22 protein-coding genes are annotated in these 22,566 nt (G+C 65.4%); 10 read left to right on the forward strand and 12 right to left on the reverse strand.

What is annotated here, in order from left to right; translation table 11 throughout:
* Positions 1-12 precede the first annotated feature (12 nt).
* From ACREB4_RS08110 to ACREB4_RS08120, 3 genes are read left to right on the forward strand one after another with little or no spacing between them, the layout of a single operon-like run.
* Complete coding sequence (locus ACREB4_RS08110; protein WP_431587707.1) at positions 13-426, forward strand: 6-pyruvoyl trahydropterin synthase family protein; 414 nt, start codon at positions 13-15, stop codon at positions 424-426.
* 10 nt (positions 427-436) lie between these two features.
* Positions 437-1,516, forward strand: coding sequence for a glycosyltransferase family 4 protein (locus tag ACREB4_RS08115; RefSeq protein ID WP_431587708.1), 1,080 nt, complete (start codon positions 437-439; stop codon positions 1,514-1,516).
* A complete protein-coding gene (locus ACREB4_RS08120) occupies positions 1,513-2,454 on the forward strand; it encodes a hypothetical protein (protein WP_431587709.1) in 942 nt (313 codons plus the stop codon). The genes ACREB4_RS08115 and ACREB4_RS08120 overlap by 4 nt, the downstream gene beginning before the upstream one ends.
* Here the strand turns inward: ACREB4_RS08120 and ACREB4_RS08125 are convergent.
* Entirely contained in the window at positions 2,415-3,275 is an 861-nt protein-coding gene (locus ACREB4_RS08125; RefSeq protein WP_431587710.1) for a RibD family protein, read from the reverse strand. The genes ACREB4_RS08120 and ACREB4_RS08125 overlap by 40 nt on opposite strands.
* Before the next feature lie 175 nt (positions 3,276-3,450).
* Here ACREB4_RS08125 and ACREB4_RS08130 point away from each other — a divergent pair, with 175 nt between their 5' ends.
* Together ACREB4_RS08130 and ACREB4_RS08135 are read left to right on the forward strand one after the other, a co-directional pair.
* The gene (locus ACREB4_RS08130; protein WP_431587711.1) at positions 3,451-4,608 is read left to right on the forward strand and encodes a fatty acid desaturase family protein; all 1,158 of its coding nucleotides are present in this window, start codon (positions 3,451-3,453) and stop codon (positions 4,606-4,608) included.
* Positions 4,601-5,719 carry a flavin reductase family protein gene (locus ACREB4_RS08135; protein WP_431587712.1) on the forward strand — a complete coding sequence of 373 codons (1,119 nt, stop codon included), beginning with the start codon at positions 4,601-4,603 and terminating at the stop codon, positions 5,717-5,719. Before ACREB4_RS08130 ends, ACREB4_RS08135 begins: the two co-directional genes overlap by 8 nt.
* Here ACREB4_RS08135 and ACREB4_RS08140 read toward each other — a convergent pair.
* From ACREB4_RS08140 to ACREB4_RS08150, 3 genes are all read right to left on the reverse strand, one after another.
* Complete coding sequence (locus tag ACREB4_RS08140; protein WP_431587713.1) at positions 5,683-6,345, reverse strand: carboxymuconolactone decarboxylase family protein; 663 nt, start codon at positions 6,343-6,345, stop codon at positions 5,683-5,685. The genes ACREB4_RS08135 and ACREB4_RS08140 overlap by 37 nt on opposite strands.
* The gene (locus tag ACREB4_RS08145; protein WP_431587714.1) at positions 6,332-7,402 is read right to left on the reverse strand and encodes an AraC family transcriptional regulator; all 1,071 of its coding nucleotides are present in this window, start codon (positions 7,400-7,402) and stop codon (positions 6,332-6,334) included. Before ACREB4_RS08145 ends, ACREB4_RS08140 begins: the two co-directional genes overlap by 14 nt.
* Positions 7,403-7,520: 118 nt before the next feature.
* Positions 7,521-9,020: an alpha/beta hydrolase domain-containing protein gene (locus ACREB4_RS08150; RefSeq protein WP_431587715.1), complete on the reverse strand. Its 1,500-nt coding sequence runs from the start codon at positions 9,018-9,020 to the stop codon at positions 7,521-7,523.
* Positions 9,021-9,218: 198 nt separating this feature from the next.
* Here ACREB4_RS08150 and ACREB4_RS08155 point away from each other — a divergent pair, with 198 nt between their 5' ends.
* Positions 9,219-9,578 (forward strand): HPF/RaiA family ribosome-associated protein, encoded by a 360-nt coding sequence (locus tag ACREB4_RS08155; RefSeq protein ID WP_431587716.1) that lies wholly within the window; start codon positions 9,219-9,221, stop codon positions 9,576-9,578.
* Positions 9,579-9,624: 46 nt separating this feature from the next.
* Here the strand turns inward: ACREB4_RS08155 and ACREB4_RS08160 are convergent, their stop codons facing one another.
* The 5 genes from ACREB4_RS08160 to ACREB4_RS08180 all read right to left on the reverse strand — a co-directional run bounded on the left by ACREB4_RS08160 (position 9,625) and on the right by ACREB4_RS08180 (position 14,956).
* The gene (locus ACREB4_RS08160; RefSeq protein ID WP_431587717.1) at positions 9,625-10,005 is read right to left on the reverse strand and encodes a response regulator; all 381 of its coding nucleotides are present in this window, start codon (positions 10,003-10,005) and stop codon (positions 9,625-9,627) included.
* Positions 10,006-10,072: 67 nt separating this feature from the next.
* Positions 10,073-11,557 carry an MBL fold metallo-hydrolase gene (locus ACREB4_RS08165; protein ID WP_431587718.1) on the reverse strand — a complete coding sequence of 495 codons (1,485 nt, stop codon included), beginning with the start codon at positions 11,555-11,557 and terminating at the stop codon, positions 10,073-10,075.
* Positions 11,558-11,715: 158 nt separating this feature from the next.
* Positions 11,716-13,743 carry an elongation factor G gene (gene fusA, locus ACREB4_RS08170; RefSeq protein WP_431587719.1) on the reverse strand — a complete coding sequence of 676 codons (2,028 nt, stop codon included), beginning with the start codon at positions 13,741-13,743 and terminating at the stop codon, positions 11,716-11,718.
* A 78-nt stretch (positions 13,744-13,821) separates the two neighbouring features.
* Positions 13,822-13,959 (reverse strand): hypothetical protein, encoded by a 138-nt coding sequence (locus ACREB4_RS08175; protein WP_431587720.1) that lies wholly within the window; start codon positions 13,957-13,959, stop codon positions 13,822-13,824.
* Positions 13,960-14,158: 199 nt separating this feature from the next.
* Positions 14,159-14,956: a BPSS1780 family membrane protein gene (locus tag ACREB4_RS08180; protein ID WP_431587721.1), complete on the reverse strand. Its 798-nt coding sequence runs from the start codon at positions 14,954-14,956 to the stop codon at positions 14,159-14,161.
* A 64-nt stretch (positions 14,957-15,020) separates the two neighbouring features.
* Between ACREB4_RS08180 and ACREB4_RS08185 the strand changes: the two genes are divergently transcribed.
* Both ACREB4_RS08185 and ACREB4_RS08190 read left to right on the forward strand, forming a co-directional pair.
* Complete coding sequence (locus ACREB4_RS08185) at positions 15,021-15,239, forward strand: SlyX family protein (protein ID WP_431587722.1); 219 nt, start codon at positions 15,021-15,023, stop codon at positions 15,237-15,239.
* Between the two features lie 119 nt (positions 15,240-15,358).
* Positions 15,359-17,275 carry a PAS domain S-box protein gene (locus ACREB4_RS08190; protein WP_431587723.1) on the forward strand — a complete coding sequence of 639 codons (1,917 nt, stop codon included), beginning with the start codon at positions 15,359-15,361 and terminating at the stop codon, positions 17,273-17,275.
* Between the two features lie 10 nt (positions 17,276-17,285).
* Here ACREB4_RS08190 and ACREB4_RS08195 read toward each other — a convergent pair whose 3' ends face one another.
* Entirely contained in the window at positions 17,286-17,879 is a 594-nt protein-coding gene (locus ACREB4_RS08195; RefSeq protein WP_431587724.1) for a DUF4142 domain-containing protein, read from the reverse strand.
* A 173-nt stretch (positions 17,880-18,052) separates the two neighbouring features.
* Here ACREB4_RS08195 and ACREB4_RS08200 point away from each other — a divergent pair, with 173 nt between their 5' ends.
* Complete coding sequence (locus ACREB4_RS08200) at positions 18,053-18,688, forward strand: flavin reductase family protein (RefSeq protein WP_431587725.1); 636 nt, start codon at positions 18,053-18,055, stop codon at positions 18,686-18,688.
* 68 nt (positions 18,689-18,756) lie between these two features.
* Here the strand turns inward: ACREB4_RS08200 and ACREB4_RS08205 are convergent, their stop codons facing one another.
* Positions 18,757-19,209 (reverse strand): hypothetical protein, encoded by a 453-nt coding sequence (locus ACREB4_RS08205; RefSeq protein ID WP_431587726.1) that lies wholly within the window; start codon positions 19,207-19,209, stop codon positions 18,757-18,759.
* Positions 19,210-19,382: 173 nt separating this feature from the next.
* On the opposite strand from ACREB4_RS08205, the gene ACREB4_RS08210 reads away from it, so the two are divergent.
* Positions 19,383-20,093 (forward strand): glutathione S-transferase, encoded by a 711-nt coding sequence (locus ACREB4_RS08210; RefSeq protein ID WP_431587727.1) that lies wholly within the window; start codon positions 19,383-19,385, stop codon positions 20,091-20,093.
* Between the two features lie 17 nt (positions 20,094-20,110).
* Here the strand turns inward: ACREB4_RS08210 and ACREB4_RS08215 are convergent, their stop codons facing one another.
* Positions 20,111-22,555, reverse strand: a complete 2,445-nt coding sequence (locus tag ACREB4_RS08215) for a PAS domain S-box protein (protein ID WP_431587728.1) — start codon at positions 22,553-22,555, stop codon at positions 20,111-20,113.
* Between the last annotated feature and the right edge of the window lie 11 nt (positions 22,556-22,566).

The following is a 22,566-nucleotide window of genomic DNA, read 5'->3' on the forward strand; positions in this document are numbered from 1 at the left end:
GAAAAGAGAACCATGTACAGCGTCAACGTCCGCGACCATTTCATGATTGCCCACAGCTTCAAGGGCGCCGTCTTCGGCCCCGCCCAACGCCTGCACGGCGCCACCTACGTGGTCGACCTGGAGTTGCGCCGGCCCGAACTGGACGCCGATGGCATCGTGGTGGACATCGGCCTGGCCACCGACGTGCTGCGCACCGTCCTGGGCGAGCTGAATTTCCGCAACCTCGACGAAGAGTCGGCCTTCAGTGGCCGCAACACCACCACCGAATTCATGGCCCGCGCCGTGTTCGACCGCGTGGTCCGGCGCATTCACGCGGGTGAACTCGGCCTGCACGCCCATGGCCTCAGCCACCTGCGCGTGACCCTGCACGAATCCCACGTGGCCTGGGCGGCCTACGAAGGGGCCTTGCCCGCCGCGGCCACCTGAAGCCGAGGGCATGCGCAGGCGGATCGTTTTCATCGTCCCGGGCGAGCTGGACAGCCTCACGGGGGGCTATGGCTACGATCGCCAGGTCATCGCCGGTTTGCGCGAGGCTGGCTGGGTGATCGAGGTTCTCGTGCTGGACGCGTCCTACCCGTGGCCCGGTGAGCAGGCGCGAGCACAGGCCGCCGTGTCGATCGCCGCCATCCCTGATGGCACGGTGGTCGTGGTGGATGGCCTGGCTTTCGGGGCCCTGCCCGAGTTGGCGGAATTGCACGCGCGGCGGCTGCTCTGGGTGGCCTTGGTGCACCATCCCCTGGCCCATGAAACCGGTTTGACCACGGCGCAGCGCGATCAATTGGCGGCCAGCGAGCGCCGTGCGCTGGCCGCCGCGCGTGCGGTCATCGTCACCAGCGCGTTCACGGCACGAAGCCTGGTGGCCGACTTCCAGGTGGTGGCCGGGCGCATCACCGTGGTGCTGCCCGGCACCGAGGTCGCGCCAAGTCCGAAGCGCCTGGCGGGCCTGATCAGGGAGGACGACGTGCCCGGTGGCCTGTCCTTGCTGTGCGTGGCCACGCTGACGCCGCGCAAGGGGCACGAATGCCTGATCGACGCCCTGGCGGGTTTGAAGGACCGGCCCTGGACGCTGCATTGCGTGGGCAGCCTGTCCTTCTCGCCGGCCACGGTGGCCTCGGTGCGCGCGGCCATCGATCGGCAGGGTTTGCAGGGCCGGGTGTGCCTGCATGGCGAGGTCTCCGCCGACGCCTTGTCGGCGTTTCATGGGCGGGCCGACTTGTTCGTGTTGCCCTCTTTCTTTGAAGGTTACGGCATGGCGCTGGCCGAGGCCCTGGCCCACGGACTGCCCGTGTGCAGCACGACGGCCGGTGCCATCCCCGACACCGTCCCGGCCGACGCAGGGGTGCTGGTGCCGGCGGGCGACGTGCCCGCCTTGCGCGGCGCCTTGGCGCGGCTGATCGACGAACCCGGCTGGCGGGCGACCCTGGCGCGCGGTGCAAGACGCGCTGGCGGGGACCTGCCCACCTGGACGCAAGCGGCATCGCTTTTTGCCCAAACACTGGAACGGATCAAAGCATGAGCAACCCTGGATTCAGCGCCGACTGGCTGCGCCTGCGCGAACCCCACGACCAGGCCGCGCGCCAGGCGGCCTTCAAGGCGCTCGACGGGCACGATCTGGTGGTCCGGTGGCGGGCCGCGGCTTCACCGCGAGGTGGCGATGCCACCTTCGAAGTCACTGACCTGGCGTGTGGCAGTGGCGCCAACCTGCGCGAACTGGCGCCCAGGCTGGGCGGACGCCAGCGCTGGCGGCTGGTCGACCACGACCCCGCTTTGCTGGCGGCCTTGCCTTTGGCCTTGAGTGAATGGGCTGGCCGGGAAGGGCACCACCTCACGCAGACCGCGGATGGGCTGCTTCACATCGACGGGGCGGGATTCAGTGCCGAGGTCCGGTCTTGGCAACTCGACCTGGCGCGGGACTTGTCCCGGCTGGACTTGGCCCACACCCACTTGCTCACCGCCTCGGCCCTGTTGGACCTGGTGTCATTGCCCTGGTTGCGTGAACTGCTGGGGCAAGCCCGGGCCGCTGGCGTCCCGATGCTGTTTGCGCTCAATGTGGATGGGCGCCACCTTTGGGATCCCGAGGACGCCGATGACCGGCTGGTGCACGGTCTGTTCTCCCGCCATCAGCAGCGTGACAAGGGCTTTGGCCCTGCGCTGGGCCCCCAGGCGCCCGCCGAGGTGGTTCGCCTGTTGTCGGAGGCGGGGTTCGGGGTCCGGCAGGCCCAGAGCGACTGGCTCATCCAAGGCCAGGGCGGCCATGCCATGCAGACGGCTCTGATCCAGGGAGTGGCCGCGGCAGCGCTGGAGCAGTCGCCGTCCGATGGGGGGGCCGTGCTGGCCTGGACCACGCGGCGCCTGGCCCGCATCAACACCACCAGCCTGCGCGTCGGGCACGTGGACATCGCCGCCACCTTGGATCAGCCTGCCGCGGGCCTCAAATCCAGGTCCCACAGCTGATCGGGCCCCATGGGGTGAAGGCGACAAGGCGGCCGGACGCAGTCGGCCAGGCGGTCCGGACCCGTGAAGCTCAGGCCAGGCCGGCCGTTGCCAATGATCAATGGGGCCACGGCCAGGTGAAGCCGGTCCAGGCAACCCTGGGTCATGAAGCGCGACACGGTCACGCCGCCGCCTTCCACGAACAGCAGCTTCAGGCCGTGGGATTGCAGTGCTTGAATGGCGGCTGGCAAGCGGGGTGAGCCATCGGCCTGCAACAGGCCGGGCACCGACAGCACGGCCGAAGCGCCCACCAAGGCGGTGGCGCGTTCATGCCAACGCTCATCGCACAGCCACAGCGTCGGGGCCTGACCATCCTTGAACACGGTGGTGTGCGCCACCTGTTCCGCCAAGCGCAGGGACGGGTCCAACAACACCCGTGTGGGACAGGGGCCAGACACCAGTCGGGTTGTCAGTCGTGGGTCGTCCGCGACCACGGTGCCCGCGCCCACGATCACCGCGTCGCACAGGGCGCGCAAGCGGTGCAGGTGGGCCAGGTTCTCCGGGCCGTTGATGAAGCAGGAATCCCCCGTGCGGGTGGCCACGCAACCGTCCAGGCTCTGGCCCAGTTGGGCAATCACCCAGGGCGGGTTGCCGGCGTGGCGGTCCAGCAAGGGCTTGAACAGGTCGAAAAACTGGCGGGAAGCATCGCTCCAGGGGCCGATCAGCCGCCAGCCGGACGCGTCGGACCAGGCCAGGCCGTCGGACGGCGGACTCGGTGGCCGACCTGCACGGCGGGCCTCGGCGATGCCAAGGCAGAAGGTCCACAGCGCCTCGTCGTCCATCAGATTCGGCTTTTCAAGAGGGCAGGCATCATTTCCATCGATTGAAAGGGTTCGCCCTATCGTACATTGCGCGTACTTCGGCGCGGGAAAGTGCCGATCGATTTCTGAACGCCGTGCGTTACCCTCCCACCCAATCCAAGCATCCGTTCCCCGCATGCTGTTCGCGGGCCTCTTGATGAACCAACTACAAAACACCCATCACCCTGACCGGATCGCCCTTTACGACCAGATCGAAGCCGAATTCGAAGCCATCAAGCAGCGTTACCGCGCCAAACTGGGCCCTGCCGACGTTGCTTACATCAAAGGTTTGCGCCTGAAATCCCGCTTGGCGGAATTGGTGGGGCGGGGCTTGCTGTGGATCAGTCCCGAGCCCATCACCTTCAGCCTGGGCGTCGCCTTCACCTTGTTGCACCGCAACCTCGAATCGATCGAGATCGGGCACAACGTGTTGCATGGGCAGTACGACAGTTTTGCCGAGATCCCGCAGTTTCATTCGCACAACTTCAAGTGGAAAGCCCCGGTCGACGAAGAAGGCTGGCGCCGCGAACACAACGGCCTGCACCACGTGCACACCAATGTGTACGAGATGGACCCCGACCTGAACCACGGCATCCTGCGGATGAACGACAAGCAGCCTTGGAACAGCATGCACCGCTGGCAGGTGCCGATGTACCTGTTCTTCGCCTACCCCATCGTGCTGTACGGATTCAACGCCCAGAACCTGGGTTTCCGCCAGGCCTACCGCGAAGAAAAATTCCCGCTGGGCAACGAAGGCTATGCGCCTGTGCACCACCCTGGCGTGACCGATGCACAGCTCAAGCGACGCCACTGGCTGTCGATCAGCCGCGTGTTGTTCAAGGAATACCTGCTCTTCCCCGTGCTGGCACTGGCCACCGGCTTCTCCTTCTGGAAGGTGATGCTGGGCAACATGCTGGTCGATGGCATCAACAACTACTGGATCAGCCTGACCATCCAGGCCACGCACCTGACCGAGCCCCTGCAGCCCGAAGACGCCTTGAAGCACAAGGGCCACTGGTACCTGACCCAGCTGGATTCGAGCGTGAATTTCAAGGGCAGCCGCACCATGAGCATCCTGTGGGGCCACCTGAACTACCAGATCGAGCACCACCTCTTCCCCGACATCCCGTCGCGGCACTACCCGGACATCGCGCGGGAAGTGCAGGAAGTCTGCCAGCGCCACGGCCTGCCCTACAAGTGCAACCCGACGTGGTTCCACGCCATCCGCAACTACATGGCCGTGATGTGGAAGTTCTCCTTCCCCCCCAAGGCCGATGTGAATGGCGAGCCGGCCGGGGGGCCACGCCATGCTTGACCGCGCCCTGGCCCGGGTCAACCACTGGGCGCTCGACACCGTGGCGCCGCATTGGGTGGACTACGTCGTCAGCAACACGATGACCGATTTCAACCGCTGGTTCAACGGTTTCCTGTGGACCTACGAATTGAAGGCGCTGGTGGAGCAGGTCATCGACGAAGCCCCGGGCGTGAAGACCTTCGTGCTGCGCCCCAACCAGCATTGGCGCGGTTTCCAGCCTGGCCAGCATGTCGAGGTGTTCCTGCCCATCGACGGCGAGACGGTTCGCCGGTACTACAGCCTGTCGGGCTTGCCAAATGGCCGTTTCAGCATCACCGTCAAGCAAGCCAAGACGGGCAAGGCCTCCGGCTGGATGCACCAGCACTTGCGCGCCGGCATGAGCCTCAAGGTCGGCCACCCGCAAGGGCGGTTCTGCCACCAGGGCCAGGCCAAGTTGCTGTTCCTGTGCGCGGGCTCGGGCATCACGCCTTGCCACTCGATGGTCAGCGCCTTGTTGGTCCAGCCCGAGGCCGAGCGCCCCGACATCCAGCTCATGGCGCAGTTCCGCAAGCCGTCGGATGTGATCTTCATGCAAACCTTGCAGCAATGGGCGCAGGACGGCCTGAAGGTCACCACTGCCTTGAGCAGCCTCTCGGCCGATGAAGTCTCTTTGCCCGATGTGTCATCGCGGCTGGACGCCCGGCAACTGAAAATGCATTGCCCTGATCTGCTGGACCGGGACATCTACCTTTGCGGTCCCACCGGCTTCATGAACGAGATGATCGCGCACCTGCAGGCGCTGGACGTCGACCTGAGCCGCGTGCACACCGAGCGCTTCGTGCTGGCCGAACCCGATGGCGCTTCGCCCGAGGGCTTCGAAGCCGCTGGCGCCGAGGTCTTTTTCCAGCACCTGGGCGCGCGCATCACCCTGACCGCCGCGGACCAGGGCAAGACGCTGCTGCAAGTGGGCCTGGACCATGGTGTGATGCTCGAATCTGGCTGCTGCCAGGGCATGTGCGGCACCTGCAAGCTGACGGTGCACGAAGGCCAGGTCAGCGGCAACTCGCTGGGCAAGGCGGTGTACCTGTGCACCGCTTACCCGGCGTCCCGCAACCTCGTGTTGGACGCCTGAACATTGGCGGGTATGGCCCGCTCGTAAAAAGCCTGGAGCCTGACCTCGGTTGGCGCTTCCAGCGCCAGCCCCGCGCTGTTGATCACGCTGGCCAGCATGCGGTAGTGGCCCACCAGCATGGTGATCTCGATCAGGTGGGCCTCGTCCCAATGCTGCTCCAAGGTGTGCCACACCGTGTCGGTGACCACGTCGTTCAGGCACAGCTCGTCGCACGCCTGCATCAGGCTGCGGTGCACCGGGTCCATGAAGGTGCTGGGCGCCAGGGTCGTGCACAGGATGTCCACGTCGCTGACGCCGGCGGCCAGGGCCAGGTCGACGTGCTGTCCCCATTCGTAGCGGCAGCGGCTGTTCCAGGCGGTGCGCAGGATCAGCATTTCTCGAACGGCCGCGGGCAGCCGGCCATGGGGCATGAGGCGCGAGGCGAACCACAGCCAAGGCAGGAACAGGCCCCGGTGGATGCTCAGCACCGGGAACAGGTCGGGCAATTCGGCGCGCCCCAGGCGCCTGCACACCAAGGCCAGGCCCCGGAGCACCAGGCCCTGCCGCCCGGGCGGTGGCGGCCTCAGGCGCGGGGTCGATGCGTGCGCCCAGCCTCGGTCGGGTTGCAGGGGGTCAGGCCTGGCCATGAAGTCGTTGCAGGATCCGGTGCTTGCGGTACTGGCTGGGCGTGGCGCCCGTGACCTGGCGAAACCAGCGCATGAAGGCCTGCCTGGAACTGAAACCCAGCCGTTCGCCGATCTCCGAGATGGGCGTGATGTTGGCGAGTTGCTCGCGCGCCAGGTCGGTGCGCACGGTGTCCAGCAGTTCACGGTAGGTGGTGCCCAGGGCCTGCAAGCGCCGGTGCAGGCTGCGCGGGCTCGTGCCCAATTGCTGGGCCACGGTTTCCTTCGATGCGGTGCCTGCCAGGATCAGGGCTTTCAACAGGCGGCGCACGTCTTCCACGAACGAGGGGGCTTCCGAGCGCTGCTGGAGCAGGTTGCTGGCGTGCTGCTCCAGCAGCTTCATGAGCACCGCGTCGCCATACGGCAGGCGCAGTTGCAGCAATTCGGCGGGCGCCATGATCGAGTTGCTGGCCTGGCCAAAATGCACGGGACATTGGAAAAACGAGAAGTACTCGCGGATGCGCTCGGAGTGGTCTGGCCGCGCGTGCTTGAAGTGAACGGCGGTGGGAAAGGCGTGGCCTGGCGCCAGCAGCCGGCTCAACACGACGAAAGTGCCCACCACGTACTCGCTGGCATGGCGTCGGAACAGGGGACTGCCGGCCAGGCAGTCCCAGTGCAGTTCGACCTGGCCGGGCGAATGCGTGACCGAGGTCTTGCCGATGTTGCTCAGCAGGCCGTTGTAGCGGGTCACGACATCGACCAGGTCGGAAAAGGTGGGACAGGCTTGAAGGACGTGGCCGAAGGCGCCCAGGGTGCTGGGCTGGATCTCGTTGGCCAGGCGCAGTCCGAACAGCGGGTCGCTGTATTGCCGCTGCAGGGCGCTCAGCATGGACTCGATGGTGCGCAGCGACACCACACCGTCCAAGTCGGCGAGCTGCTGGTGGTTCAGTCCCGCCTGCGCCAGCAACTCATCGACGCCGATGCCCACGCCTCTGGCGAACAGGGTCGCGCGCTGCAGGTGTCGCATCGACACCCAGCCGTCGGCGCGGTGGGGGTCCTGGGACGGCGTGAGCGTGTTCATTGTTCCATGGTGCAGCAAATCGGGCCAGGCTCCCAGGCCTGGCCCAAGCTGATGCGCATTTTGGCCCGTTTGAGCACCATGGCCTTGGCGGGCTTCCCGGCCATGCTCGGCCTCGGTTTCAGGGCGCCCAGGCTTGAGCGCGGGCTTCGGCTTCGGCCAAGGCCTGCTCACCATCTTCGGGCAGCAGGAAGCCCTGCGCGACCGCGGCCTGGGTCGCGGCCTTGAACTGGGCGAGGTAGTCGGCCGGGCTGTTGTACAGCCAGGCCAACTGCCAGGCCGCGAGCGGTTTGCTCGCGCCGCCGATGTTGCAGGCCGTGCTGTTGTAGCTGGGCACCTGCTGGTTCGTGGCGCCGGAGTCGCCCTGGTTGGCGGTGCTGTAATGGCGAGTCGGCGCGGTGATTTCGGGCAGGCGCAGGCCACCCTCGGCGTGGCCGGTGAGGAGGTTGCGGCGGCTGCCGCCATCCGCACGGTACTCGATGGGCTGGGCGCTGCCGGGCGCTTTGCCCGAGCTCAGCCACTGGTGCATGGCCACCCAGGCCGCCTTCTCGACGCGGTGGAAGGGCAGGTCGTTCAGGGGTTTGTCGCAGACCACCAGGAGGCGGTCCTGCGGGTGGCTGCTTTGCTGCGCCAAGGCCGTCAGCATGCCGGTGATGTGGCTGTCGAAATGGGAGGCGCCCGTGACCTCCCAGGTGCGCATGGTGGGGCTGTCCGGCTGGCGCGCCAGCACGCCCAGCGAATTGACCGTGTCCTGTTCGGTCTGCAATTGCAGCACCTTGGCGGACAGGTCGGTGCGGATGCGCGACACGAACGGCGTGCTCAGCAACTCCAGCACGTTCAGGGCGATGGGCTGGGCATTGGGTGGCCTGCCATGGATCAGGAAGCCGTCGAAGGCCTGGGTGAGGGGCTGGATGGCGTTGGCATAGGTGACCAGGCGCATGGACGACCGCGACTGTCCCACCGCCACCAGGCGTTGCGGCCGCAGGCCGTTCAGAACGATGGCTGGTTGGGCGCGCAGCAGTTGCGCCGCCTGGGTGTAAATGTCGTAGCTGTAGTCGGTGTTGCGGTTCCAGGAGGGGCCGCTCCACGCGGCATCGATGGCGGTGTAGCGAGCCGGCCCTGTGAAGGCGGTCATGTCGGTGAAGCCCTGGGTCAACAAGCCAGGCAGCGCGTCCTTCACCGAGGTGGACACCCCCACCCAAGCAAAGCCCTTGGACAGGGCCTCCTGGCCGTAGCTGCCGTCCACGCCCACGTCGAAGCCGAATGTGCTGTTCAACCATTCGACCATCACCGTGCCGTTGAACTGGGCGGGATCCCGGGGGGTGCGCACCAGCAAGCGTGTGGCGTAGGACGCGGTGCTGGTGGGCACCACCGCCCAAACGCCGTCGGAGCGCCAGGCACCCTGGGACTTGTAGAGCCGGGCTTGTCCCTGCACGAAGAACTCGGCGTCCTGGTGGCTGGCCGGTGGCGGGGGCAGGGCCTTGGCGAAGATGCCGGGGATGGCCTGTTGCCCGACCACCTCCATGGCGTCGGCAGAGGCGCCAGCGCTGAGGCAGGCCCAGCCCAGGATGGAAGCGGCCGCGCAGCGGCGGTGGAATGGACGGGCGACCCTGGTGTTCATTTTTAAACCTGCGCTGGGTTGAATGGTGGACCAGTCTAGTCAGGCGCCGGCCTGTTGGTTTCCGGCATGGCCAAGGCGGTGACGATTTCCCCGCGCATGAGGGGTAGAAGAAACCCCGTGATTCAGGTGACGAGGGCCGGGCATGCCATTTGCCGCTTGGGTTGCAGGGCCAACGGCCTGATTTCACAGGAGACACGCATGCACATCGAAGTCAACACCACCCATCAGATCACCAGCCAGGAATCCTTGAAGGCCGAAGTGGCCGACATGGTGGAACGCAGCCTGAGCCGCTTCTCGGACCATGTGACGACCATCGAGGTCCACCTGGACGACGAGAATGGCGCCAAAGGCGGTCAGGACGACATCCGCTGCACGATCGAAGCCCGCCTCGTGGGCCAGCAGCCGGTCGCGGTGACGGGACACGCGGCCAATGTGGTCCAGGCCACGAACGGCGCTTCCGGCAAGATGGCGAGGGCGCTCGACACGGCCATCGGCCGCCAGTTTTCGCGGCAACGTGCCACCGTGGGCACAGGGCATTTGCCGACCCCGGAGGTCTGACGCGGAAGCAGGCTCGGCATCCATGAGCCTGCTGGCCAGGGGCTGCTCAGCGGTCGAGCACCAGGTCGTCGGGTGCCGAGGTCAGCAGGGCCAGCAGCTCGGGGATGTCGATGGGCTTGGTGAGGTGGGCGGTGAAGCCCGCCTTCTTGCTGCGCAGGACATCCGACTGGGCGCCCCGGCCCGTGGCCGCGATGAACAGGCAATCGGGCTCGACCTTGAAGCGCAGGTGGGCGGCCAGCTCGTAGCCATCCATGTTGGGCAGGCCGATGTCGAGCATGACCACATGGGGCTCGAAGGTCTCGGCCAAGGCCAGGGCGTGCTCCGCCGTGACGGCGGAACGCACCTCGTGGCCTTCCATTTCGAGGAGATCGACCAGCGCATCGACCGTGTCCGAATGATCATCCACCACCAAGATGCGCTTGCCCATGTCCAACCTTCAACCACCTTGAAAAACTGGTTGGATCTTAACTCCTCGGTCGAGTTCCCTTTTCAGATCATGGGGCGGCGGCGGTCTCCTGCAATCCGATGGCGGCGCGCAAGTCGGCCAGTTTCACCACGCGTGGGCCGTGCAACGCGGCGATCTGTTCGACGTCGAGCTTCAGCTTGCGGATGTTGTCGTACAGGTTGACCGAGTAGGGGTTGGGTGGCGTGGGAATCGGTGCGTTGGCGGCCACGGGGGTGTAGGCGTCACCCTCGATCAGGATCTTTTCCTTGGGCAGGTAGATCAACGCGAAGGCATCGTTGTGGCTGTTGTCCGCGATCGGGTAGATTTCAACGGGGTGATCCTTGTCGGCCAGGACGTGCTTGCCGGTGAAGGTCTCGAAGCGGGCCGTTTTGCGCGACTCGGCCAGGCTGTCAGGGTTGAGCTTGTGGGGTGCCGCCCAGACCTTCTTGTAGTAGGTCTCGTTGTCCTTGTGGGTGACGATGGTCGCGCCCTCGGCCACGAAGGTGCGCAGGCCGCCCGCATGGTCGAAGTGGGCATGGGTGTTGACCAGGTACTTGATGGGCTTGCCGGGAATGGTTTCCTTGACCTTGGCGATCACGGCCTGCGAGCGAGCTTCGTTCAGTGGGCCTTCGACCACCACGATGTGGTCCTTTTGCTCGATGGCGACGCTGTGGTGCGTGCCACCCGTGAGGTAGTAGACGCCATCGGCCAGTTGGTTGACGGCAACGGTGATGGCGGGGGCCTGGGCACTGGCGATCTCGGTGGGCACGGGCAGCTGCACGGCAGGATTCACCTTCACGTCGGCGACCTGGATGTCGAGCACGGGATGGCCGCCCTGGGTGCGCACGATGTGCGTGGGGAACTGCACGCCATTGAAGTCCTTGTAGCCGCTGTAGCGGGCTTCGACCAGGGTGTCGCCCAGCACGGGGTTGTCGATCCAGGTCTGTACTTTCTCCAGCTGGTTCTTGGCATTCAGGGTGCCGACGTAACGGTGCTTGCCATCGGGGCTGAACGAGATTTCGGCGCCTCCCTTGCTGGCTTTGCTGGTGGCTTGGTGGGCCAGGGCGGCCTTCAGGAAGCCTTGGGGCGAGAGCCAGATTTCGGCGCTGCGTTCTTCGACGGCGGCGGCTTGCAGGCTGGGCACGGGCGCGGTGCCGGGCGCCGAGTTGGGAGGCGGCGCGAAATTCCAGGCCACGTTGCCGTTCACGTACTGATCGGCGCGTTGCTCGGTGGGCAGGGGGCGGTTGCGGCCGGCTTCGATCTGTTGCTTGCGGACGATCTGCACGCGCGCGGCGGCGTTCACGTAGTCGATGTTGGCCACGTAGCGGCTGACATCGAAGGGTGGCCAGGGCAAGGAAGGCGCGGGCGCCTGGCCGAACTGGAACCAGCGGCCCGTGCCGCTGTATTCGATCGACTGGGTGGTGGACGCGCCAAGCACATCGGCCGCTTCCTTGAGCGAGGCCGCGTGGGCGGCCAAAGCCGTGGCGGACAGTGCGATGGTCAGACCAAGGGCAGGGAGTGTGGCGATGCGCATGGGATCCTCAGGATGGATAGTTAGAGGAGGACCACACCGCAAAAGCTGTACCAATGGAAAAAGCCCAGGAAGCCCGTGGTGAAGGGCTGCGTGGGCTGGCGGGCTGTTGGGTATGCAGCGTGCTTGCTGAATTTTCAACAGCCCTGCTTCATGCCCTGTCAGGCATGCGACAGCAAGCGTTCGGGCACCGTGTCGTAGTGGTCGAACTGCATCGAGTACTGCGCGCGGCCTGAGGACAGGGCGCGCAGTTGCCCGATGTAGCCAAACATCTCGCTCAGCGGCACGTCGGCTTCGACCACCGATGCCGAGCCTCGCGCGTCTTGCGCACGCACGTGGCCACGCCGACGCGACAAGTCGCCAATGACCTCGCCCAGGTGGTCGGCCGGGGTCAGCACCTCGACCGCCATCACGGGTTCCAGCACGGTGGGGCCGGCTTTGACGGCGGCTTCACGGAAGGCGGCGGCCGCGGCCAGCTCGAAAGCCAGTGACGAGGAGTCCTTCTCGTGGAAGCTGCCGTCGAGCAGCGTGGCCTTGAAGTCCACGGTGGCATGGCCGGCCACCACGCCGGAGAGCGCGGCGCGGCGCACCCCGGCTTCCACCGCCGGGATGAACTCGCGCGGGATCGCGCCGCCGGTCACCAGGGTCTCGAACTGGATGCCTTCCCCGCGTGGCAAAGGCGACAGCCTCAGCTTGACTTCGGCGAACTGACCGGGGCCGCCGCTTTGCTTCTTGTGCACATGGGTCACGTCAAACTCCTTCGTGATGGTCTCGCGGTAAGCCACTTGCGGCCTGCCCACGGCCACGTCCACACCGTGGCGGCTGCGCAGGTTTTCCAGCGCCACCTCCAACTGCAACTCGCCCATGCCGGACAGGATGACCTGGCCGGATTCCAAGTCCTGGCGGATGCGCAGGCTCGGGTCTTCGCGCGACAGCGACTGCAGCGCCTTGCTCAGGTGCTGCTGGTCTGCCTGCGACTTGGGCTCGACCGCGATGTCGATGACGGGCTCGGGCACCACGATGTTTTCCAGCACCACGGGGTGGGCCGGATCGCACAGTGTGTGGCCGGTGAGCGTGTCCTTCAGCCCCACGATCGCGGCGATGTCGCCCGCCTTGATTTCTTGGCGCTCGATGCGTTGGTCGGCATGCACTTCATACAGCCTGGCGATCCTTTCCTTCTTGCCGGTATTGGCGTTGAGCACGGTGTCGCCCGTGCGCAAGCGGCCCGTGTACATGCGCACAAAGACCATCGAACCATGCTCGCCCTCGACCAGCTTGAAGGCCAGGGCCGAGAGTTGACTGGGCGTGCTCAACCCGCCATCACTGCCCTGCCGCTCCGAAGGCGAGGGCAGGTGGTCGACGACCGCGTCCAGCAAAGGTTCGATGCCCTTGTTCTTGAAGGCCGAACCGGCGAGCACAGGCACGAGCGAACCGTTCAGCGTGCCTCGGCGCAGACACACCTTCAGCAGATCGACAGGCACCTCGTCGCCACGCACGTAGGTGGCCAGGGCCTGTTCATCTTGTTCGACGATGGCCTCGACCAGGCGCGCACGCGCGGCCAGCGCCGGGGCCATGAGCTCGGTCGGGACATCGCCCACTTGCGGTGGTTCGCCCGCGCGCTCACCCAGCCACAGCACGGCTTGCATGTTCAGCAGGTCGACCACGCCTTTGAAGTCGTGTTCGCTGCCAATCGGCAGGTGCAATACGGCGGTGTGGGCACCCAGGCGTTCTTCGATCATCCGCACGACGCGGTCGAAGTCGGCGCCCACGCGGTCGAGCTTGTTGATGAAAGCGAGCCGGGGCACCCGGTATTGGTCCGCCAGGCGCCAGTTGGTTTCGGTCTGTGGCTCCACGCCGGCCACGCCGTCGAACACGACCACGGCCCCATCGAGCACGCGCAGGGAGCGGTGGACCTCGATGTTGAAGTCGATGTGCCCGGGGGTGTCGATCAGGTTGAGCTGCGCACCCTTCCAGAGCACGGTGGTGGCCGCGCTGTTGATGGTGATGCCGCGCTGGCGCTCCTGCGGATCGAAGTCCATGGTGGTGGTGCCATCGTGCACTTCGCCCAGGCGGTGGCTTTCGCCCGTGTAGAACAGGATGCGTTCGGTGGTGGTGGTCTTGCCCGCGTCGACGTGCGCGATGATGCCGATGTTGCGCAGGGTGCGGGTGTGGTGGTCGAGCTTGTTCATGAGGAACTTTCATGTCATTCAATGCGTGAAGACGGGTGCCAGCCTTCAGCGCCGATGAGGAAAGATCCGCGCGAAAGGCTAGTCCTGGACTTGCCGGGAAACAGCGTCACCAAGGCACGAGCGCAAGCAGCCGCGTGCCTTGGCGGTTTGAATCGTGGCGATCAGCTTGTCGTAGGTGCGCATGGTGGCCATCCTGGTGTCGATGAAAGAAGGCATGAAAAAACCCCGGGAGACCAAGGCCGACCGGGGTGGATGCCGGAAGGCCGCAGCCTTCCGAATGACGATTCGAAAGGCTAAGCGGGGGCAGCGGTGATCGTGAGATCACGCAAGCGGTTGACGTTGAGCGTTTTGGAAGTCATGGCGCGATTGTGGTCCTTCTGAAATGCCCTTGCTGGCGGCAGTGCCAGCGGTGCGGTCAAGCCTGTTCGTAGAAGATGTCCCGGTAGCCGACATAGCCCGTGAGGAAGAGCACGGGGATCAGCACGAGCCAGCCCAGGCCGAGCGGGATGGTGGCGACGATGGCCCAAAGGATGTAGCTCAGGATCCAGACCAACGAGGCCGGGATGTTCTTGAAACAGGCCTTGAAGCTCAGCGCCATGGCTTTCGGAACCGGCAAGTTCTGTTCGTGGATCAGGTAGGGCGCGAACGCGATCGCGCTGACGGCCGCGGCCATGACCAGGACGTAGGCCAAAATGATGAAGCCGCCCGCGGCGAACACCTGGTGCATGGCCATCTGCCGCTCCGCCATGTTGCCCAGGAACAAGGCACCAGCGCTGCCGGCGCTGAACAACAACACCACCCCCATGCCCAGGATCACGAGCAGCAGGTAAAGCAGGCCGGCCATCAGCAAGGCGCCGGGGCGGCGCTTGAAGCCGTCGAATACCTGGCTGACGTCGAAGCGGCCGTCCTTGATGAGGCTGCGCGCGCACGAGCCCAGCCCGGCTGCCACGATCGGAAAGGCGATGGAGGTGAGCAGGTTGAGCAAGGGCACGAGCGAGACCAGGATGAGCACCCCAAAGGTGATGAGCAGGACGCCCCACCAGGCAAAGGGTTGCGCCTTGAACAGGCGCCACGCCGTGCCATACCAGCGCCAGCCGGAGGCGGCCGGGCAGGTGCGGCCTTCCGGGATGAACTGGTCGCCATCCATCGAGCCACCGGTCGGCATTTCGCGAACTTCGGTGCGCGGTGGCGCGTAGTGGTTGTGCTCGGTCATTTTGTTTCCCTCCCCGTGGTTTGACGAGCCGCCATCATCCACCGACTTCGTGTCAAATACGGGCATGGAACACCCGAACAACACCGAGCAGCGATTGACCGACCTGGAAATCAAGGCCAGCTTCACCGAGGATCTGCTGGACAGCCTGAACCTGACCGTGGTCCGCCAGCAGCAACAAATCGACTTGCTGCTAGTCGAGGTGAACCGCTTGAGGCAGCAGGAGCCCGATGGCGGGCCAGGGGGCTTCCGCAGCCTGCGCGACGAGCTCCCGCCGCACTACTGAAACCAGACTGAGCCGGGCGCCGAGCAAAGGCGGCAACTGCCGTCAGAATGGGCCCCACATCGGCGTTTCGTGCCAGGCTGGTCAAGCGTATGCTGGGTTTTTACCCAAGATCCGCCGCCATGGTCCCCGCCTCCACGCCCGTTGATGAAAAGCTCCGGCTCACGATCCTGAAGGGCCTGCGCCTGCTGGACTCCGAGCCCGAAGACATTTTCGACCGCATCGTCAGGCTGGCCGCGAACATCCTCGACGTGCCGATCGCTGCAGTGTCGCTGATCGATGAGAACCGGCAGTGGTTCAAGGCACGCGTGGGCCTGGAGGCCAGCGAAACGCCGCGCGACTGGGCCTTTTGCGCCCATGCCATCCACCACGACGACACGATGGTCGTCCCCGATGCGCTGGAGGACCACCGTTTCGTGGACAACCCCTTGGTGGTGGGCGATCCGGGCATCCGCTTTTACGCGGGCGTGCCCATCACGGCGAGCTCGGGCACGCCCCTCGGCACCCTGTGCGTCATCGACCGCCAGCCACGCCAGCCCACCGAGATGCAGCTTCACGCGCTGGAAGACCTCGCTTCCTTGTTGCGAAGCGAGATCGCGCAACGTGAACGCAGGCTGACCGTCCGCCGGGTGTCCCGGGAAGTGATCGGCGCCCTGCAAGACAGCGATGCTTTTTTCCGTGTCACCTTCGAGCAGGCCGCCGTGGGCATGGCCATGGTGGACCTGAGCGGCACTTGGTTGCGCGTCAACCAGAAGCTGGCCGACATCCTCGGGTACACGCCGGACGAGCTGAAGAACCTCACCTTCCAGGACATCACCCACCCGGCCGACCTGGACCAGGACTTGGGCCTGGTCAACCAGTTGGTGCGGGGAGAGGCCAGCCAGTACCAACTGGAAAAACGCTACCGCCGCAAGGATGGGGGCATCGTCTGGGTCAACCTGACCGTGTCGTTGGTGCGCGATGGCGAGGGGGTGCCGCAATACTTCGTGTCGGTGATCGAAGACATCGATGCACGCAAGCAGGCCCAGAACTCCCTGCTGGCCTTGCGCCGCGACCTGGAACAGCGTGTGGTGCAAAGAACCGCCAGTTTGCAAACCGCCAACGACATGCTGACCGACGCAATCCAGCAACGCACCGAATCCGAAGCGGCCTTGCGGGCCAGGGAGGCCGAATTGCGGGCCGTGCTCGAACACGCCAACGATGCCTACATCTGCATCGACCAGGCCGGTGTCATCATGGAGTGGAACCGTCAGGCCGAAGTGACCTTCGGATGGTCCCGCGAGGAGGCTATCGGCCTGCGCATTGATGAGACCATCATCCCGGCCGGGCAACGCGAGGGGCATCGCCAAGGACTCGGCCGATTGGGGCGGACGGGCGTCGGAAAAATACTCAACGAACGTTTGGAGTTGACCGCCGCCACCAGGGGCGGCCAGACCTTGAGCGTCGAGATGAGCCTCTACCGCCTGCCCAGCGATTCGGGGCAGCCCCGCTACTGCGCTTTTCTGCACGACATCTCTGAACGCAAGACGCTGCAACAGTCCCTGGAGAACCAGCTTCGCCTGGATGCGCTGACGGGGCTGCCCAATCGGCGCGAGCTGCTGGAGCGCCTGCCCCAGGCCATCGGGCGCACGCGCCGCTCTGGCAAGGCTTCGGCGGTGCTGTTCCTCGACCTGGATGGCTTCAAGGCCGTGAACGACCAGTTGGGACACCAGGCGGGCGATGAATTGCTGAAGCAGTTCGCGCAACGCCTCAAGGGCTGCCTGCGCGAAACGGACACGCCCGCGCGTTTGGCTGGCGACGAATTCGTGGTGTTGGTCGAGCTTCTGGACGAGCCTCAACGGCAGGTGAATTGCCTGGCCCGCAAGATCGAATCGGTCATGGCCCAACCTTTCGAGCTGCTGGGGCGATCTGCCCAGGTGGGCGCGAGCATCGGCATCGCCGTCTGCCAGCCCGATGGGCGCGAGAGCGCCGACGAGCTGCTGGCCTCGGCCGACCAGGCCATGTACGCTGCCAAGCGCGATCGCAAGCGGCAGGCCTGAATCTCCTCGATCAGGGCTTCTTCTTGTCGCCTTTGTGCACCGTGGCGTAGAGGTCGCGGGACATGTCCAGGTGGTGTTGCAAGACGGGCAACGTCTTGGTGGCGAAAGCTTTCACCTCAGGGTCCTTGGCCTCGTCCGAGGCTTTCTGGAACAGCTTGACCGTGTCTTGATGCGCCTTGACGCCGATCGAATCGGCGTAGTGCTGGTCGAAACTGAGGCCATCGCGCACGGAGAGCAACTTCAGCTTCGCCTTCTGCGCCAAGGAAGGTTCATCGGACACCTTGACGCCTTTGGACGCGGCCAGGGCGCTCAACTCTTCACCAGCCTTGCTGTGGTCATCGACCATCTTTTGCGCAAAGGCTTTCACCTCGGGGCTGCTTGCTTTGCTCAGGGCCAGTTTGCTGCCTTCCACTTCGGCGTGGCCATTTTGTGCGGCCTGCTTGAGGAACTCGGCATCCGCATGTGGCAGCTTGGCATCGGGGTGCGCCAGCACCTGTTGCGTGGCGGCCGAGGAGGCCGCCGGGCTTTGGGCCTGGGCGGCGCCCGTCGCCACGGCGGTGGTCACGAGCAGGACGGTGGTGAAGCAAGCGGTGGTTTTCAGCATGGTTTTTTCCTCAGAGTCAGAGATCAACCCGCCCAGCAATCCATGTTCCCGCACAGGCTTGTGGCCAAATATTTACAAAAATCGAGTGGCCGAATCTGGCATTGGTTTTGCTTCTCACGTATACAAGATGATGACGGTTCTGCCGAGCCGGCGCACCCCGACAAGCAAAACCCATGAGCATCGACTTCACGCAGATCACCGCCTACCAGCGCTACAAGTTGATGGCCAGCCTCATCGTGCCCCGGCCCATTGCGCTGGTGACCACGTTGGGGCCCGGAGGCGTGCTCAATGCCGCGCCGTTTTCCATGTTCAACATGGTGGGCGAAGACCCACCGCTGGTCATGATCAGCGTCAACCGCTTCAGCCAGCAGGGCCGCCCGAAGGACACGGCCGCCAACATCCTGGCACGCGGTGAGTTCGTGGTGCACCTGCCCGACGAGGCCATCGCCGACCAGATGCACGCCTGCGGCGAAACCCACCCGCCACAGGTGAGCGAAGCCGAGCTGGTCGGCTTCACCTCGGCGCCTTCCGAGTCGATTGCCGTGCCTCGGATTGTCGAAGCCCCGGTGGCATTTGAATGTGTGCTGCACGAACACCTGGAGAACGACAGCCGCCACGTGTTCTTCGGCCGTGTCACTCGCCTGCATGCGCGCGAAGGCTTGATCGACACCGAGCGTTGGCGGGTGCGCCTGCAGGACTACCACCCGGTGGCCCGTTTTGGCGCGAGTTTCTATGTGCGCACCCGCGACCGCTTCTCGGTCGAGGGCACCGACCGCGAGGCGCGCAGCACGCCGATCGACGAGATCTGATCGGAACTGCGCCCGGCCTTGGCCACCGCGCACGAGAATGCCCTGCTGGCCAGAGACAGCCCGGCCGCTCAGCGCTTGCGGCCTTTGTCCAGGATGCGGGCCACGCGGCGTTCTGCGGCGCTGGTCACGAGGTAGCGCTCCAGGCCGCTCACGTCGGTGAGGACCTTGGCACCTTCCAACTGGCAGCTGGACTGAAGCCGGCTCAGGTCAGCGGCGGGCATCGACTTCTGGGCCTTCTTGGCCGCCTCGAGCAACTGGTCGGCTTCGGGCTTGCGCAAGCCGTCCTTGTAGGCCGCCCCAATGATGGCAAAACCTTTCTCGGTCAGGCCCAGCAGTTCGGCTTCGACACTGCGGTCACCACCCTTGAGCTGCGCGGCCAGGGGTTCGGCCTTGGTGGTCAGGGCCGCCACGCAGGCGGCGCGGTGTTCGTGAACCGAAGCCAGGTCCGCGCCCAAGGCGATGCTGGCCGTGGCGCTCATTCCAAGGAGGGCGGCTGCCTGCATGGCACTGCGCAAGGTCATGGATGCTCCGATGTTTTGGTGTCGATCGATTTTGCCACCTCATGCCTGGCTGGCAGGCCGGCCGAGGGCGACCTTGCCGAGGGGGAGGACAAGGACCAGGGTGGAGGTGCACCAGGATGCGGTTCGTGCAGGATGGGCCTTTTGGCCAGCATCGAAGCAGGAAAGGGACCTCCATGAGCTATGACCTTTGGTACTGGACCGGCATCCCCGGTCGAGGCGAGTTCGTCAGACTCGCCCTGGAAGCCGCGAACATTCCCTACCTGGAAAAAACGCGGCGGGCGCACGACAAGGACCAGGCCCTGGTGGACGACATGGCGCTGCCTCGGGATGACCCGCCTTTTGCCCCGCCTTACCTGGTGGCCGATGGCGTCACCATCGCGCAGACCGCCAACATCCTGCTCTTTCTGGGGGATCAACATGGCTTGGCCCCTCGCGATGCGGCCGGGCGCTTGTGGGTGCATCAGCTCCAGCTCACCATCGCCGACCTGGTGAGCGAGGCCCACGATGTGCACCACCCGGTGGGCGTGGGCCTGTACTACGAAGACCAAAGGCCGGAGGCCTTGCGCCGTGCCGCGGAATTTCGCCAGGAGCGCATGCCCAAGTTCCTGGGCTACTTCGAGCGGGTGCTCAAACGGCGTGGCCGCTGGCTGGCGGGTGGCAAGCACTGGACCTATGCCGACCTGTCCTTGTTCCACGTGGTCGAAGGCCTGCGCTTTGCATTCCCGCGTCGCATGACGGCCCTCACGCCCCAGCTGCGGCATGTGCTGGCTTTGCACGAGGATGTGCAGGCTTTGCCCGAACTGGCGGCCTACCTGGGCAGTCAACGGCGCTTGCCCTTCTCCGATGGCATTTTTCGCCACTATCCGGAACTGGATGGCGACTGAGGCGGCGTGTGGCGTTTTCAATGCAGCTTGCGTTGCGCCAACAGTTTGTCGAGTGTCTCGAGGTCTACCGGTTTGACCATGTGGTGGTTGAAGCCGGCATCTTGCGATTTGCGGCGGTCTTCCTCCTGACCCCAGCCTGTCAAGGCCACCAGCAGCATGGTCTGCCCCCAGGGCTGGGCTCGGATGTGGCGTGCCACCTCGTGGCCCGTCAGCAAGGGCAGGCCGATGTCGAGCATGACCACGTCGGGCAGGAAGGACTGTGCGACCTTCACGGCCTCCATGCCATCGTGCGCCATCTGGGTCTGGCAACCCATCAGGGCCAGCATGGTGGCCAGACTCTCGGCGCTGTCCACGTTGTCATCGACCACCAGCACGTTCGGTCCGATTTGCGCATGCCCAGCCTGCGGGCTGTCACGGTCCTCCGAAGGGCGCGACTCCGGAGTGGAGGCCGAGGCCAGCGCGGGCAGTTGCACCTCGAAGGTCGATCCACCGCCCAGCCCGGGGCTTTTCGCCTGCACCGACCCGCCATGCATTTCCACCAGCTTGCGAACCAGGGCCAGGCCGATGCCCAGTCCACCCTGTGAGCGCTCCAGGGCGCGGTCCACCTGGGTGAACATGTCGAACACGCGGGGCAGCATCTCGGCCGGGATGCCCGTGCCCGTGTCCTGGATGGTGATGACGGCCTGGCGATCCTTCTCCTGCGCGCTCAGGACGATGCGGCCGCCTTCGGGCGTGTACTTGGCCGCGTTGTTGAGCAGGTTGGACACGATCTGGATGAGACGGGTCACGTCGGCATAGACGAACACGGTTTGTGGTGCCGGCAGCCGCGCCTCCAGTGTGTGGTGGCGCGCGTCGATGAGGGGGCGGCTGGTGTCGATGGCGTTCTGGATCGCCACCGCGATGTCGATGCGCTCGCGGCGCAACTCGACTTTGCCCTGCGTGATGCGGCTGACGTCCATCAGGTCGTCCACCAGGTGAACCATCTGCCACACCTGGCGTTCGATCATGTGGCGGGCTTTCTCCTGGGCCTGTGGCTCCTTGGACAGCCGCATGATCTCCAGCGCGTTGCGGATGGGCGCCAGGGGGTTGCGCAACTCGTGGGCCAGGGTGGCCAGGAACTCGTCCTTGCGCCGGTCGGCGTCGAGCAGGGCCCGCTCCGCCAGCTTGCGGCTGGTGGCATCCGCGACGATGCCGAGCATGCGCGCGGGCTGGCCGCCTTCCTGGTGGATGCTGCCATGGGCATCGATCCAGTGCACACTGCCATTGGGCCAGATGACCCGGCATTCGAAGTGCCATTCACCGTTCGTGGCCACCGCTTGGTGGAAGAGGCGCTCCACGAACTCGCGGTCATCCGGGTGCACATGGGCCATGAAGACCTCGAAGCTCCAATCGGCGCGAGGCTCGGCATAGCCGAAGCATTGATCGTGGCGTGCGGAGTGGCGGGCCTCACCGGTTCGGAGGTCCAGGTCCCAATCGCCGATGCGGGCGGCTTCGATGGTCAGGCGCAGGCGAGCCTGGCTTTCGCGAAGGGCGGCGTCCATGCGTTCACGGTCGGTGAAGTCGGTGGCGATGGCCAGCACCGATTCCACGCTGCCATCCTCGGCGAACTCGGGGATCAGCCGGGCTTCCAGAAAGCGCTCGTCGTTCGCGGGCGTGGTGAACTTGAAGCTGATGCTGCGGTCGGAGCGCGTTTGAAAGACCTCTTCCACCGCGGCATTCCAGCGCTCGCACAGTTCGGGCGGCATGCCCAGCGATTCGCAGGTCTTGCCGAGGTAGTGGCATGACGGCTGGCCGCCATAGCGCTCGATCACCGGGCTGACGTAGATGTGACGGTATTGCCGGTCCAGCCGCGCGAAAATGTCGGGCGAGTTTTCGACCAGCGTGGAGAACTGCCGTTCACGCTGGGTGATCGTGAGCTGGGCGTGGCGGATCTCGGCTTCGGCGCGGTGCCGCTCGCTGACATCGCGGATGACTTCCAGGCGGCCGTTGACTTCGCCGAGGTGGTCCCTCAAGGCCGTCACGGCCGACTCAACGTGCACCTCCTGGCCGTTGTGCTTGAGCTGCATGGTGCGGGCGCGGTAGGCCCCATTTTTGTGGAGGCTCTCGGTGGCCTCGACTTGGTCGGCGGTGCTCAACCAGATCTCCTGGTACAGGACGTTGCGCTCATTGCCCAGGGCCTGCGAGGCCGTCATGCCGTACTGCCGTTCGGCCGCTGGGTTCATGTAGATGATGCGGTCTTCGCGGTCCATGCCGATCACGGCGTCTTCCATCTGAGCCAGCACGTCGCTGCGCAGCTTGTTGGACGTGGCATGCGCGCGGTCCAGGGTGTAGACGTCATCGCCCACCACCAAAGCATCGACGCTGCCGCTGCGGATGGCGTCCAGCGTTTCCTGGGCTTCCTCCAGCCGCAAGCGGAGTTCGGCGTTTTCGGCGAGAAGTTCCTGTTCCTTCGGGGCGGTCACTGCGCGGGTCC

This window comes from Aquabacterium sp., assembly GCF_050725395.1.
Lineage (GTDB): Bacteria > Pseudomonadota > Gammaproteobacteria > Burkholderiales > Burkholderiaceae_C > Aquabacterium.

Coding starts and splice junctions, on each gene's coding strand:
- ACREB4_RS08110 (WP_431587707.1), top strand. CDS start 13: ATGTACAGCGTCAACGTCCGCGACCATTTCATGATTGCCCACAGCTTC.
- ACREB4_RS08115 (WP_431587708.1), top strand. CDS start 437: ATGCGCAGGCGGATCGTTTTCATCGTCCCGGGCGAGCTGGACAGCCTC.
- ACREB4_RS08120 (WP_431587709.1), top strand. CDS start 1,513: ATGAGCAACCCTGGATTCAGCGCCGACTGGCTGCGCCTGCGCGAACCC.
- ACREB4_RS08125 (WP_431587710.1), bottom strand. CDS start 3,275: ATGGACGACGAGGCGCTGTGGACCTTCTGCCTTGGCATCGCCGAGGCC.
- ACREB4_RS08130 (WP_431587711.1), top strand. CDS start 3,451: ATGAACCAACTACAAAACACCCATCACCCTGACCGGATCGCCCTTTAC.
- ACREB4_RS08135 (WP_431587712.1), top strand. CDS start 4,601: ATGCTTGACCGCGCCCTGGCCCGGGTCAACCACTGGGCGCTCGACACC.
- ACREB4_RS08140 (WP_431587713.1), bottom strand. CDS start 6,345: ATGGCCAGGCCTGACCCCCTGCAACCCGACCGAGGCTGGGCGCACGCA.
- ACREB4_RS08145 (WP_431587714.1), bottom strand. CDS start 7,402: ATGAACACGCTCACGCCGTCCCAGGACCCCCACCGCGCCGACGGCTGG.
- ACREB4_RS08150 (WP_431587715.1), bottom strand. CDS start 9,020: ATGAACACCAGGGTCGCCCGTCCATTCCACCGCCGCTGCGCGGCCGCT.
- ACREB4_RS08155 (WP_431587716.1), top strand. CDS start 9,219: ATGCACATCGAAGTCAACACCACCCATCAGATCACCAGCCAGGAATCC.
- ACREB4_RS08160 (WP_431587717.1), bottom strand. CDS start 10,005: ATGGGCAAGCGCATCTTGGTGGTGGATGATCATTCGGACACGGTCGAT.
- ACREB4_RS08165 (WP_431587718.1), bottom strand. CDS start 11,557: ATGCGCATCGCCACACTCCCTGCCCTTGGTCTGACCATCGCACTGTCC.
- fusA (WP_431587719.1), bottom strand. CDS start 13,743: ATGAACAAGCTCGACCACCACACCCGCACCCTGCGCAACATCGGCATC.
- ACREB4_RS08175 (WP_431587720.1), bottom strand. CDS start 13,959: ATGCCTTCTTTCATCGACACCAGGATGGCCACCATGCGCACCTACGAC.
- ACREB4_RS08180 (WP_431587721.1), bottom strand. CDS start 14,956: ATGACCGAGCACAACCACTACGCGCCACCGCGCACCGAAGTTCGCGAA.
- ACREB4_RS08185 (WP_431587722.1), top strand. CDS start 15,021: ATGGAACACCCGAACAACACCGAGCAGCGATTGACCGACCTGGAAATC.
- ACREB4_RS08190 (WP_431587723.1), top strand. CDS start 15,359: ATGGTCCCCGCCTCCACGCCCGTTGATGAAAAGCTCCGGCTCACGATC.
- ACREB4_RS08195 (WP_431587724.1), bottom strand. CDS start 17,879: ATGCTGAAAACCACCGCTTGCTTCACCACCGTCCTGCTCGTGACCACC.
- ACREB4_RS08200 (WP_431587725.1), top strand. CDS start 18,053: ATGAGCATCGACTTCACGCAGATCACCGCCTACCAGCGCTACAAGTTG.
- ACREB4_RS08205 (WP_431587726.1), bottom strand. CDS start 19,209: ATGACCTTGCGCAGTGCCATGCAGGCAGCCGCCCTCCTTGGAATGAGC.
- ACREB4_RS08210 (WP_431587727.1), top strand. CDS start 19,383: ATGAGCTATGACCTTTGGTACTGGACCGGCATCCCCGGTCGAGGCGAG.